This window comes from Mesorhizobium sp. M4A.F.Ca.ET.090.04.2.1, from assembly GCF_003999085.1.
GTDB lineage: Bacteria > Pseudomonadota > Alphaproteobacteria > Rhizobiales > Rhizobiaceae > Mesorhizobium.
On the sequence record NZ_RZOT01000116.1, the window covers coordinates 1 to 12,373 of the forward strand.

Consider the following 12,373-nt stretch of genomic DNA (forward strand, 5'->3'; position numbering starts at 1 on the left):
CCACTCCGCTTTCCGGGTCACCATTTTCGAATGGCATGAACGACCAGCCAACACAATGACAGGCGCCAGCCAACCCTCAGGGGCCGCAAAGTTATCCGTCTCGACGCTGTTGGCTGCCGTTGGCTGGTCGTTCATGCCATTCGAAAATGGTGACCCGGAAAGCGGAGTGGCTACAGAGCACATGTCGAACAGTCTGAAAACCCTGCTGGCGGGAGTTACCCTTTTTCCGCTGGTCCTTGTCGCCAATGGCGCAATTCCTGGCTACATGAGCCCGACTGCGGGACAGGCGTTCTGGCTTCTCGGGTTCTCGAAGTCGTTCGTAAATTTCGGATCTTTGCATGCTCACAATTTCGGGCTTCCGCAGCCGGCAGCGATATCCTTCGGGATGTCAGCCGCACTTCCTGCGGCAGTGTTGTTAAAAGCAGGCGCGTCGCCAGCCAACGCCTATGCGGCGGTGTTCGCCATGTGGCTTGCGATAGCCTTTGCGGGTGCATTCTGGTTCGCTAGGTACATCGAGGCGGGACGACCGGCCTCGCTGCTCAGTGCCTTGATATGGTGCACATTCCCAATCGTCTGGCAGCATAATGGCTACTCGGCGGTGGCGCTCGGAATTGCCTTGCTGCCCCTCTATTATCTTGCCGCGATAGCGGTTTTGATCGGTCGGCTCTCTGCTTGGTCGTGCCTGGCCTTTGTTGGTGCTGCTTTCGTGGCGGTGTTCATGGACGGCTATACGTTCATGATGTTCGCTTCTGGCACCGCTTTGATGCTTGGGTGCACACTTGCCAGCCGTCGTCACAATCTGAAGATGGACCTGCTGTACCGCGCCCTCATCATCGCGTTCGCGTTTGGAGCATCCTACGTGGCCTACTCCTTTTACGAGGGAACTCCGACATTCGCCACGGAACAGATTGATGGTTTTCGAGGATGGGGCGCGAACCTGGAATTCTTCTTTGTGCCGACATATGGCGTATTGGCGATCCCTGACGTGCTCGGTCTTAGCGCAGCGCGGGCGCAGGATAACTATTTCGGAGATGCATCGACGTTCGTTTCGACGTTCTGCGCTGGGATCATGATGGTAGCGCTCTACGGTGCGCTCACGCTCAAGGGGAGAAAACTCTTCCTGCTGGCCTTTGGGCTGATGGCCATAGCTGGGTTCTATATGGCGCTTGGCCCAACTGTTAAATTTTTGACTTATCGGCCTGCGGACGCCAGTCAACTGATGCCCGCTTTGTATGGTTGGTTTGAAACCGGAAATGCGTGGATTTCAGAATATCTACCCGGATTCAAGATCATGCGAGCCAGCTATCGCTGGACGGCTCTCGGAATGTTCGGGTGCTGGGCTATCTTTGTGCTGATGCTGGCAAGCGAGAAGTTGTCAATGAACGCTCGCGCCGCTCTGCTGCTGATTTTGCTGGTCTTCAACATCCCCAGCAATACGCAACTGGATGAATACAGGCACTTCCGAAACGTCGTCAACGACTTGACGGATGAAATCGCGTCATGGAAACCGCACTTTCACAAGGGCGAGAGGGTGGCGTTTCTGCCGTACGGCAATGACTTCCTAATCAACTACATCGCAAGCGAACTGGACATTCGAGCCTACAATGTGGGGGGAGATAAGAACCTTGCATACGCCATTGGCAACTGGCCTCGAGAGATGACCGACTTTGAGCAAGGCAAGGTAGCGCCTGAGTTCGCGATGAGAGTGAGGGCCTTTCTTGAGAGCGGCAAAGTCGATGCCGTCGTCCTCCCATACATCAATCTGCTTTGGGCGGCTCATGATTGGCCTGCACCTGATGAGCGAGAAAAGGAGCTTTCCCCCATCGCCATGGCACTAGACGCCGAGGACAGATACGATGTGGATTTAATGCCGCATTACGCTGTCGTCCGCCTTGCGCACGGACTCGACCCGGCTGGCACTTTGTCGGTGTGGAATGCGATGCCTCCAATCGATCTTGGCAAGCCGGCAAATTTCGTGAGTGGAGAGATTGGCGAAAGCTTTCTCGTCGGACGCGGTTGGTACCGGCCCGAACCTCTTGGGACCTGGTCTCGCGAGAAGCAGGCATCAATTTTGGTCGACGTGACAGACATTCCGGACGGTGGGAAATTGAGCGTTAGGTTTTCGGTCTTCGCGCCGGGAGATGCCTGCACAAAGGTGGAAATTCGCAGCGGGACGACTGTAATGTTGGATCACAAATATTGTGGTGTTTCCGGCATGATCTCCGTCGACCTTCCGGCAACTGGTTTCGCGAACAATGGTCAATTGGATTTCCTTGTTGACCAGTTGCGCTCACCTTCTGCATATGGGAGTGGCGATACTCGAACGCTCGGCGTTCTTCTTCAATCTTTGGCTGTGGTCAAGTAGGCATGTCTCTGCGATCGCAGTGGATATCTAAGAAGGTTGGATATTTCCGAGTCGCTTGCCCAGACTGTTGAACCTGTTGTCTGGCCGAATCTGTCGCACCTATGCGCGCATTTCGAATCGGGAAAGCGCGATCTAGCCTCTAGCAGGGCTTAGCCAGCCTTGTACGCCATCGACTGAAATCTGCGGGCACCCCTCGACCAGCCGAATAATTGCCGGGCGCTCCATCTCAAGTTTCCAACCATGGCTCAGGAGGATGCTCATGATCCGTCCCTCGATCTGGCGGGAATGTGTGCCGATGACGATGTAGCGGACAAATCTGTTGAGGTCGGCAATGGCGGCATCGATAAAGTCGGCTTCGCCGCCCTGGATATCGATGTGCAGGAGATCAACCGGCTCGTCGCTGACGATCTCGGCCAATGAGAAGGCGGAAAGTTGCTGATATTGCCCGGACGCTGAGGCCTCCTTGATCTGTGCTGCGGTCGCACTCAGGATCGGCTCCGAGCCCCAGGACGCCCCGGCATTTTCGACGACCGGAAAGAGTGCCACGCCCTTTTCAGGGGCTGCGACACCGTGGATGATACGGAACTCATTGCCGGAGAAGCCATTGGCCGCCATCGCTTCGTGGGCATAGGCGACGTGCTCGCTGTCGCCTTCGATGCCGATCAGTTCGACGGCGAGTGCCCTGTTGCGGGCTGCAACCCCGGTATTGTTCAGCCAACACCCCCAGCCACACCCCAACTCCACCACACGGAAGCGTCCTGAAGCCAAATCAACGGCCCTGAGCGCTGCCGCCCATTCCGCAATGTCGGCATGCCAATTGGCAGGGATCGGTATCGGCTCGATGGTGCCGGCTTTGCCATCGAGAATGCCAGGGAAAAACCTAGGGGCAACTCTGACGCCGAGAAAGTTCGTGACGTAAGACGGATCCGCGGTCAGAGCGTTCCGAGCGTGATTGTTGATAGTGCCGATGGCATCGAAGCTACAGTTGTAGTGAAAGAATACGCTACCTGGTCCCGGCTGCTCGGACGTTTGCAACCGCTCGTTTTCCCGGCGCAGGATGTCGCGCTCCGCCAAAAGATTGTCCCGATCCTGCCACAACCTCTTGATCTGCGGTATCTTGAGTGCCGCGGCTTTGAGCATGTCGTCTCCCCTATTCAGTTGCGCCTTCAGCGTTGGTCATCAGCTATCCGACAAAATCTGCCGGCGATCAGTCCGCCGGAAAAGAAGAGAAGATCGCCGAGGATGGTGACCACCCGCCCGATCACCACCGCTAGCAGGATGACCGCACCGGAACCGAAGCCTCCAAGCAAAAACAGCAGAACCGCTTCCCTGACGCCGATACCGGCCGGCGCGCCCGGCGTCACCATGCCCAACAGCCACGCCAGCACATAGGCGCCGGCAATCGCCGGATGCAACCCGAATTCGCCGGAGCCGCCAGCAAGATCAAAGACCAGGGCAAAAACCAAGCCCGAAAGCGCGAGAAAGGCGACATAGAAGATAGCCGCCATGCCAAAGTCCGGACCGGCAAAGGTGACCAGCCAAAGCGCGCTGGCCATCGCCACGATGAAAGAGGTCCAGCCGAGCCATGCCGGTGCGCTGGGTGCGATCAGCGGTAGCACAAGCGGAAAAAAGAGGGCTCCGCCGATAGTGAGAAAGGCCAGTTCGTAGACAGTTGATTTGGCGAGCGGACCGTTGCCGATACCGGCAGCCACACCGATAGCCTGCCGACCCGCAAATTGGAAAATGTTACCGGGAACATATTTAGCGAATTGCGAGATCGCGTAGGCGTGAATCGCCCAAGATCGCGAAACCGGTGTCTGGAGATGGTGCAACAGCTTCTGCCAGCCGAGAGCCAGCAACAGGTTCGACGCGCCATATAAACCAGCCAGGGCTGCAATTGCGAGATAGCCGCCGGCTCCCAGTCTTCGGAAATCGATCTCACCGGCGTAGCCTTGAAGCCTGATCCCGACGAAGAGGACACCGGCCAATCCCAAGAGAGCTCCCGTGCGATTGAGCCAGGTCTTGGCGCCCGGGCCGAGCGCCATCGTCAGCGCCTGTTCTTCGATTTGCAATGAAGCATGGTCCACGGCAGTGGCGACAGTGTCTCGGTGACATCGAAAAACTGCGACACCAGCGAGACGATGCCGCGCTGCGACCAGTGCTGTAGATGGCCGGGCGTGTTTCCCAAGGCCGAGACGTATTTGCCACGCGCGAGATTAAGCACGCGCCAAAGCGGCTCGCGGGGTACGCTGAGGATCAGGTCCGACCTGACGATACGCTGCAGCGCTAGCAACGCCTTCTGCGGCTCCTCGAGGTGCTCCATTACTTCGCAACAGACGATGAGATCGGCGCTGTCGTGTTCTGGGGTCACATCATAAATGCTGCGAACCGTGAAACGCCCATGGTCCATACCCTGTCCGCGCGCGTTTTCCTTTGCCATACCGATAACTTGGGCAGAGAAATCGGTGCCTCGCGCATCGATGCCCTGCCCGAGCCAACGCATGATCCAGTAGCCTTCTCCACATCCGACCTCGTGGATGGTGGCGGGCCTTACCTTGGCCACCAGGCCGGACAACGCCCCTTCGAAGCCTTGCACCATCCGGCGGGCGATCGGGTTGCGCGTGCCGTATTTGTCATAGGTGTTGCCTATGACAATGCCATCCTCCGCCTGCCCGCCAGCTACCTTCATCTGCCTATCCTGCTTTCCTGCTGGACCGAGCCGCGGCGTAATTGCCATTCTCTCCCTGGGTCGCCCGCTGCGTATAGCGGATGTCCTCCAGCAGCTTGCGGTTGGCCGCTATCACATCGGCCAGGAAAGCGACGAGAAGGCACTGGAAGCCCATCGACATCAGCGCGCCCGCAAGGATCACCGACTGTATATGGCCGGTGCCCGTTCCGGTCAGGTAGAAATAGAGGAAGCGCAGGCCAATCAGGAAGCCAAGTCCGAAAAGCAGCGCTGCGGCAATGCCGAAGAAGCGGGCAGGCTGGTAGATGACGAAGATGCGCACGATGGTGAACATCGAACGCTTCAGATAGGAAGGTATGCTCTTGACCAGCTTCGATGGCCTAAGATCGCCATTGACGCGGATCGGCACCGAGACCACGCGCATGTTCTTGCGGCCGGCCTGGATGATGGTTTCCAGCGTGTAGGTGTAGTTGTTGAACACGATCAGGCGCTGGGCCGCGGTTCGCGAGATGGCGCGGAATCCGCTCGGCGCATCCTGAACGTCGGTGCCGCTGCTCACCCGAACCACCCAACTGCCAAGCTTTTGCAGCAACTTCTTGGCCGGAGAGAAATGTTCTATCTCCGAAATCGGCCGAGCGCCGATGACCATGTCGGCGCGCTCCTGCAGGACCGGCAAGGTCAGGGCCGGAAGATCGGCGGCGTGATATTGATTGTCGGCATCCGTGTTGACGATGACATCGGCGCCTTGTGCCAGACAGGCCTCGATGCCGGTCATGAAGGCGGCGGCAAGGCCACGATTGCTGGTGTGACGGACGACATGGTCGACGCCGTTTTCCTCGGCAATCCTGACCGTTTCGTCGGTGCTACCATCATCGATGATCAACCATTCGACACTGTCGAAGCCTGTGACGGTCCGCGGCAGATCGCTCAGCGCTATCGCCAGTGTTTCTGCTTCGTTGTAACAAGGAATCTGGATGATCAGCTTTGGCAGCAGCTCGCCCTCGAAATCGGGAGGTTGACAGAGTGCATCTATCATCCTGAGGCTGAGGCGCAAGCAGTTTTCCCCCACCCGAGACTTGTCCTCCCGCTTCGTGTTGCCGAATTGGCGGGATGTCTGTTAGGGGCTAGTGTCGCGACCGTTCCGAGCAGGTCGCGCTTCCAATCGCCCGTCTGCTGCCCACGGCAATATCCGGATGCTTCGCTCAGTTCATTTCCGGGAGAAAAGATTGAGAATCGGGGTCGATGGCAGGAACCTGGGATCGGCCACCGATGGCATCGGCAGGTTCGTCCACAGTTCGATCAAGGCCCTGTCGGCGCTCGGTGCCGAGGTCTTTGTCTACGCTCCCGGCCAGGTCAACCCCAGCTACGATATCCCGAGCGGCGTGGCCTTGCGGACCGCAGGGTTCAGGTCCCTCCCCGCCCGCGCGCTGTGGGGGCAAGCCATCCTGCCGTCCTTGGCCTCGCGCGACAGGGTGGATGTGTTCTGGGGGCCGGCTCACCGCTTGCCCCTCATCCTTGCCGAGCGGATCGCCCGTGTCGTCACCATCCACGATCTTGTCTGGGTGCACGCGCCGGAGACCATGCGCGCCCGGACCCGTATCGGCGAGCGCCTGCTGATGAAACCGGCATTGCGAAGAGCCGATAGGGTGGTGGCAGATTCGAACGCCACGGCTACCGCCTTGACGACGGAGTTCTCCTGGCTGCGGTCGCCGATCAGTACAGTCGCCCCCGGCACTACGTCGCTCCCCGCCCCGGGCGGCTTTTCAAGCCTGGAGCAGGTCGGCATCACCAGGCCTTACGCGCTTTTCGTCGGCACGCTCGAGCCGAGAAAGAACCTGGGCAGGCTGATAGAGGCTTACAGCCTGCTGCCCGCCAGCGCCCGGTCTGCCTGCGACCTGGTCATCGTCGGCGGCAGTGGCTGGAAACAGACGAGCCTGGCCGACGACGTGCGCCGCGGCGGGCTCGAGATGAACGTCGTCTTCACCGGGTTCGTGGACGACGGGATGCTTGCAACGCTCTATGCGAATTGCCTTTTCCTGGCGATGCCGTCCCTCTATGAGGGTTTCGGCTTTCCGATTGTCGAGGCACAGTCATTCGGCAAAGCGGTCCTGACGTCCAACACATCCTCGATGCCGGAAGTCGCCGGCCACTGCGCCATTCTTGTCGATCCGAACGATCCCAGGGCGATCGCCGACGCGTTCGGCCGGCTTTGCAGTGATGCGCAATTGCGCCAGGCGATTGCGGCCGGGGCGCGCCGGAATGCCGAACGTTTCAGCTGGGAAAATCACGCCAGAGGCATGCTCGACATCTTTGAACAGGCCATCGGACAAAGACGAAGGACCGTGGCTTGAGAGTCCTGCATTTTTTCAAAACCTACTGGCCGGACACTTTTGGCGGCGTCGAGCGGACGATCCATGCCGTCGCCCAAAGCACGTCCCGTCATGGCATCGAAACGGAAGTGCTGTCGCTCAGCCGCACGCCCGACGAGGCGACGCGCCCCCTGGACGAACATATGACCACAAAGGCGAAGCTGGATTTCGAGCTGGCGTCGACGGGGTTCTCGCGCGAGGTTTTCCGCAAGTTCCGGGCTCTGTCGGCCAAGGCCGACCTGATCCACTATCACTTTCCATGGCCGCTCATGGACGTGGTGCATTTTCAGTCCCGCCACGGCAAGCCGGCGCTCGTCACCTACCATTCCGATATCGTCAAGCAGCGACTCATCCTGCCTTTCTACCGGCCTTTGATGATGCGCTTCCTGGGCGATGTCGACGCCATCGTGGCGACATCCCCGGACTACCTGCGATCGAGCCCCATTCTTGCGGCATTCAGAGCCAAGACGAAGGTCATTCCCATCGGCATCGACGAAGGCGCCTACCCCTCCCCTACAGATGCCGACAATGATTGGTGCCGGTCGACAATTCCGGGGCCGTTCGTGCTGTTCGTCGGCGTCCTGCGTTACTACAAGGGACTGGATGTCCTGATTGAGGCCGCCGGCCAAGTCCGTTGCAAGATCGTCATAGCCGGCTCGGGGCCCATTGAAGCGGAGCTCAGGCTGCAGGCCGAAACGCTGCGCTGCGACAACGTGATCTTCCTTGGCGAAGTGAGCGAGCCGCGCAAGATGGCGCTGCTCAACAATTGCCTTGGCTTCGTCTTTCCTTCGAACCAGAGGTCGGAGGCCTACGGGCTTTCGCTGGTCGAGGCGGCGATGCGCGGCAAGCCGATGGTCTCGTGCGAAATCGGAACGGGCACGAGCTACGTCAATGAGGCCGGCACAACCGGGCTCGTCGTGCCGCCTTCAGATCCGGCCGGGCTTGCCGAGGCGATAAACCGGCTGATTGCCTCGCCGACGGAGGCGGCGAGTTGGGGACGAGCCGCGCGCGACCGGTACGTGCGCCTCTTCACCGCCGACAGGATGGGGAAATCCTACGCCGAGCTCTACCGTCAGCTCGGCGGCCGCAAAGGCTGAGCTGAAGGCGGTTTCTCTAGAGGGGCTTGCGGGTCGATGTCCGTCGATATAGAACATAACGAGAACATTTTGGGGAGTTGCGTCATGAAACTGACCGGGAAGCTCGACTATCTTGAACTGCCGGCAACCGGCGGCACGCTGGACAGCGTGAAAGCCTTCTACAGCGCCGCCCTCGGCTGGTCGTTCACCGACTATGGGCCGACCTATTCGGCCTTTGCCGAAGGAATTGACGGCGGTTTCCAGGCCGATGCCGGCGAAGCCGCCGCCAAACCGCTACCGGTGCTCTATTCGCACGCGCTGGAGGAAACGCTTGCCGCGGTCGAGAATGCCGGCGGCACCATCGTCAAGCCGATCCTCCCGTTTCCTGGAGGGCGGCGCTTCCATTTCGCGGATCCGGCGGGCAACGAGCTGGCGGTCTGGGGCGAGTAGACCGCAACCCGCGGCTTTTCAAGCCAAGCGTCGCGCACGACACTCATGCCCCCAAACGCGCGACGGTCCGTGGCGGGAAACATGCGGCAAGATTACTTTGGACGCAGCCCGTCCAAGCATTGAGCTTTGCGGCGGCTCGTCCTATAAGGCCGCGCTCAGCGGGCACGTTGCGGCTGTTGGGGCGTCGCCAAGTGGTAAGGCATCGGTTTTTGGTACCGACATTCCCAGGTTCGAATCCTGGCGCCCCAGCCAAACAGGATGCTCTGTTGACAATTTGGCTCCTTTGGCTTTCCCGGTCGAAGCGTTGCAGTTGTTTCCGTAAGCAAATCAGATGGTTGTCGGAACACCGCGCGAACTTCCCTTCGTCACACGCGCAGTTCGACAGGTACCAAGCTTAGAAGCCGCTTCTTCTCGCGAGGAGCCTGCCGGGCGAACAGTTGCCGGGTATTGCGCGCCAGCGCCAGCAGGCGCACTCCATCCTCCGTGTATGATCCCTCGGCCTCGCCATGCCGTTCGATCTCGCGGAGCAAGCGCGTCTGTTCGAACCGCCACCAAGCTGAAATACGGTCGTAGAACGCGCCATCGATAACTTCCTGATCAGCACCTGGACCATCACGGGAGGTCTTCTGCAATGGCCGGCAAGCTGCGGTCGGGCCGATCGACGTCGAGCAAGCTTCGGCCAAAAATGAGCCAAGAAAGCAGCGTTGGTTGAATCGCTATTGCGTCAGTATCAGCGGCCGGGTCAGAATGTTGTGTGCCGAAGAGGGCTCCGCACTTTTCAACATTGGCTAACAGGCTGCGGCACTTCTGGCAGTGCGTAAGCATCTGGTCCGTCATTCAAAGAGGAGGCCGATCAAGGAATAAGCAGCGTACAACTGGCTTTCCGCGAGCGGCTATTGTAGGTTGCGCGGTAATTTGGGGCAAACACGCGAAGCTTCATGCAAACGCTGTTGCAGTTCATGCGCTCGCATCCCGTAGGGGGGACGTTGTCGAAGAACGGCTGGGGAAACAACGATTCCTTCGGTGTTTCCGCGAAAATCTACAAACCCCATTCGGTGATATGCCGCCAGGATGACACCGACGACACGGTATTCATCCTAAAATCAGGTTGGGCCATCCTTTACCGCGAACTGCTGGATGGAGAGCGGCAGATCATCGACACTCCTCTCTGGGGGGACATTGTCGGTTTCCACTTCGTGGACGGACCCCGTTTCGCGTCATTGGCGTCCATAACCGAACTAGCTGTCTATGAAATTTCCAGGAAAGCATTGGTCGATGCCGCCCTGTCTGAAGGTCGCTTCGGGAACAAGATCGCCTGCGCCCTGGCCCGGCTGAACGCCATCCTTGCCGAACATCTCGTGAATGTCGGACGACGGAACGCGATGAGCCGCACCGCCCATTTCCTGCTCGAGTTGGAGGAGAGGCTCTCGAAAGTTGGCCTGTCGGACCATGGAAGATATGAGTGTCCCCTTGCCCAGCACGAACTGGCGGACATCCTCGGAATGACCACCGTCCACGTCAACCGGACGTTGAGGGAACTTCGCAAGGCCGATCTCGTCTCTTTCAAGGCAGGCCACGTAGAGGTGATCAATCGCAAGAAGCTGGTCGAGACGGCCGGATTCGACAAGGAGTACCTCAGGTAGAAGTTGCCCTCCGGTGTCCGGTGCCGGGCGACGGCTTTCCGGACGCGAAATTTACCGAAAATTAACTTATGTTAGAGACCGCTCATAAATAGGCTATAAACTGCCCGAGCCGTTCTCGCTGTGGGGAAGCGAGGAAGGCGCCTAGCTGCTGCAATCAAGTCTCCAACTTTCACAAGGAGTTATGTAGGCCGCAAGGCTGCCAGTGTTGGGAAAGGGTGGGTAGTATGGGTGGCGTAACAGGACTGCACAATTACACCTCGGCCAATCAATCAGGAGTTCGATCAAGCGGAACCGAAAATGTCCATCGTAAGGAATGCCTCCTTATCCTAGATGGTAGAGCTTTGGACCGCGAATGTCTCGCATCGGCGCTCGTTGACCACGAACTCGGCATGGTGGTCGCCGCAATGGGTTCGATCGATCAATGGCGCGTGAAGAAGAGTTCGTTCCCTCCCCTTGTCGCCATACTCTTCAATCTTGGCGGCCGGAAGGCGACCGATCATGGCGTGGCAGACGAGATCAGGCATATATCATCCGAGTTCAAATCAATCCCCGTCGTTATCCTGGCCGACAACGAAGACCTTGCACAGATACTGACGGCTCTCGAATGCGGCGCACGCGGCTACATTCCGACTTCGGTAGGGATCGACGTCTGCGTCGAGGCAATCAACCTCGCGGCAGTTGGAGGTATCTTCGTCCCGGCGAGCAGCGTCCTATCAATGCGGCATCTGATAGATCCAGGCAGTTGCGACAGGCAACCCTTGGCGGGATTGTTCACGCTCAGGCAGGCCGAGGTCGCGCAAGCGCTCCTGCACGGCAAGGCGAACAAGATCATCGCCTACGAGCTGAACCTGCGCGAAAGCACCGTGAAGGTCCACATCCGAAATATCATGAAGAAGCTGAAGGCGGCCAACCGCACCGAGGTCGCCTGCAAGGTCAAGGATCTCATTTGCGGAACGAACACTCGCTGAAAGTGATCCCAAGTAAGTTTCGCGGGACCTCCGTTGCGGTGAATGGCATCGGAGGTGCCAGCCTCGCTTCGGCGCGGGTTCGACCGCAAGAAAGGAAGCGACCGGCTTCCTTTCCGAAAGCCAACCGGGATTTGGATTAACAGCCGCCCGTGGATCCGCCGATCAATCAGAGTGGGCAGAGTCGGGGAAGGTATATCTGCCTACCCAACTCACGGCGTCCTCAATCGTATCGAAATTCTTGTGCTGCCCGCTCAGCAACCCGAACCCTGTCTCGAGGAACCATTTGCCCTTCGTGGAGTAGGCTTCCTCGTCGATCCGAGTCAGGACTGCAACCAGTTGGTCGAATTTCCAGACCAGGAGCCCCAGCTCTCCACCCTCGACCGTTCCGATTCGAGCTTCGTTGAGCGAAAATCCAGGAGCAATCGATGCTTTGCTCACCTTGATAAATCCCCTCAACTTCAAATGGATAGCAAAAAGCTCTTTGTCTGTTTCCTGTAAACGTCCCGCATAACGACACGCACGAATCTGTTAGCAGATCGCCGGCGAGTCAAGCTCTTTCACCGCATGATCCACCGTCCTTTTTTTGCACTGGAATGTGCAATTGCCATGGAATTTTGACCTTCCCAAGCGCGGGAGCCTCGGCCAAATGGTTGGGGTGCCATGCATTCCATTCCGGGCACCTCGCAAGTCTCGCGAGTGCCTCCCGGTCGAACAAGATCTTACGGCGTTGCGTGCCGAAGCGGTCGTGGAAAGAAGTCGATTTTGCCATCCGATACATCGGCCACAAGCGGGCAGGTAAGCGAAGACCCTCCAGTG

Annotated in this window: 12 protein-coding genes, 1 tRNA gene and 1 pseudogene; 7 read left to right on the top strand and 7 right to left on the bottom strand. The window is 58.7% G+C overall.

Annotated elements, in window-relative coordinates; translation table 11 throughout:
- Positions 1-2,365 (top strand): hypothetical protein (locus tag EN781_RS10830; RefSeq protein WP_210213469.1); only part of this gene is annotated, 2,365 nt, incomplete at its 5' end.
- Between the two features lie 132 nt (positions 2,366-2,497).
- On the opposite strand, the gene EN781_RS10835 is transcribed toward EN781_RS10830, so the two are convergent.
- Genes EN781_RS10835 through EN781_RS10850 form a run of 4 tightly spaced genes read right to left on the bottom strand, consistent with a single transcriptional unit; the run spans position 2,498 to position 6,105 of the window.
- A complete protein-coding gene (locus tag EN781_RS10835) occupies positions 2,498-3,505 on the bottom strand; it encodes an FkbM family methyltransferase (protein ID WP_126055860.1) in 1,008 nt (335 codons plus the stop codon).
- 26 nt (positions 3,506-3,531) lie between these two features.
- Positions 3,532-4,452, bottom strand: coding sequence for a hypothetical protein (locus EN781_RS10840; protein WP_245492582.1), 921 nt, complete (start codon positions 4,450-4,452; stop codon positions 3,532-3,534).
- A complete protein-coding gene (locus tag EN781_RS10845) occupies positions 4,413-5,054 on the bottom strand; it encodes a class I SAM-dependent methyltransferase (RefSeq protein WP_126055861.1) in 642 nt (213 codons plus the stop codon). The genes EN781_RS10840 and EN781_RS10845 overlap by 40 nt, the downstream gene beginning before the upstream one ends.
- 4 nt (positions 5,055-5,058) lie before the next feature.
- Positions 5,059-6,105, bottom strand: a complete 1,047-nt coding sequence (locus EN781_RS10850; RefSeq protein ID WP_245455546.1) for a glycosyltransferase family 2 protein — start codon at positions 6,103-6,105, stop codon at positions 5,059-5,061.
- A 172-nt stretch (positions 6,106-6,277) separates the two neighbouring features.
- Here EN781_RS10850 and EN781_RS10855 point away from each other — a divergent pair, with 172 nt between their 5' ends.
- The 4 genes from EN781_RS10855 (at position 6,278) to EN781_RS10870 (ending at position 9,198) form a co-directional block, all read left to right on the top strand.
- Positions 6,278-7,402 (top strand): glycosyltransferase family 1 protein, encoded by a 1,125-nt coding sequence (locus tag EN781_RS10855; protein WP_126055862.1) that lies wholly within the window; start codon positions 6,278-6,280, stop codon positions 7,400-7,402.
- Positions 7,399-8,517 (top strand): glycosyltransferase, encoded by a 1,119-nt coding sequence (locus EN781_RS10860; protein WP_126055863.1) that lies wholly within the window; start codon positions 7,399-7,401, stop codon positions 8,515-8,517. Before EN781_RS10855 ends, EN781_RS10860 begins: the two co-directional genes overlap by 4 nt.
- An 84-nt stretch (positions 8,518-8,601) precedes the next feature.
- Positions 8,602-8,946, top strand: a complete 345-nt coding sequence (locus EN781_RS10865; RefSeq protein WP_126055864.1) for a VOC family protein — start codon at positions 8,602-8,604, stop codon at positions 8,944-8,946.
- 177 nt (positions 8,947-9,123) lie between these two features.
- Positions 9,124-9,198 (top strand) — tRNA-Gln (locus EN781_RS10870).
- Between the two features lie 113 nt (positions 9,199-9,311).
- On the opposite strand, the gene EN781_RS10875 is transcribed toward EN781_RS10870, so the two are convergent.
- Positions 9,312-9,578, bottom strand: coding sequence for a hypothetical protein (locus EN781_RS10875; RefSeq protein ID WP_126055865.1), 267 nt, complete (start codon positions 9,576-9,578; stop codon positions 9,312-9,314).
- Between the two features lie 306 nt (positions 9,579-9,884).
- On the opposite strand from EN781_RS10875, the gene EN781_RS10880 reads away from it, so the two are divergent.
- Positions 9,885-10,589, top strand: coding sequence for a Crp/Fnr family transcriptional regulator (locus tag EN781_RS10880; protein ID WP_126055866.1), 705 nt, complete (start codon positions 9,885-9,887; stop codon positions 10,587-10,589).
- Between the two features lie 224 nt (positions 10,590-10,813).
- Positions 10,814-11,557 (top strand): response regulator transcription factor, encoded by a 744-nt coding sequence (locus EN781_RS10885; protein ID WP_126055867.1) that lies wholly within the window; start codon positions 10,814-10,816, stop codon positions 11,555-11,557.
- A 162-nt stretch (positions 11,558-11,719) separates the two neighbouring features.
- Here the strand turns inward: EN781_RS10885 and EN781_RS10890 are convergent, their stop codons facing one another.
- Together EN781_RS10890 and EN781_RS34760 are read right to left on the bottom strand one after the other, a co-directional pair.
- A complete protein-coding gene (locus tag EN781_RS10890; RefSeq protein ID WP_189347470.1) occupies positions 11,720-11,995 on the bottom strand; it encodes a hypothetical protein in 276 nt (91 codons plus the stop codon).
- A gap of 109 nt (positions 11,996-12,104) precedes the next feature.
- Positions 12,105-12,373, bottom strand: a pseudogene (locus tag EN781_RS34760) (hypothetical protein); the annotation flags it as partial.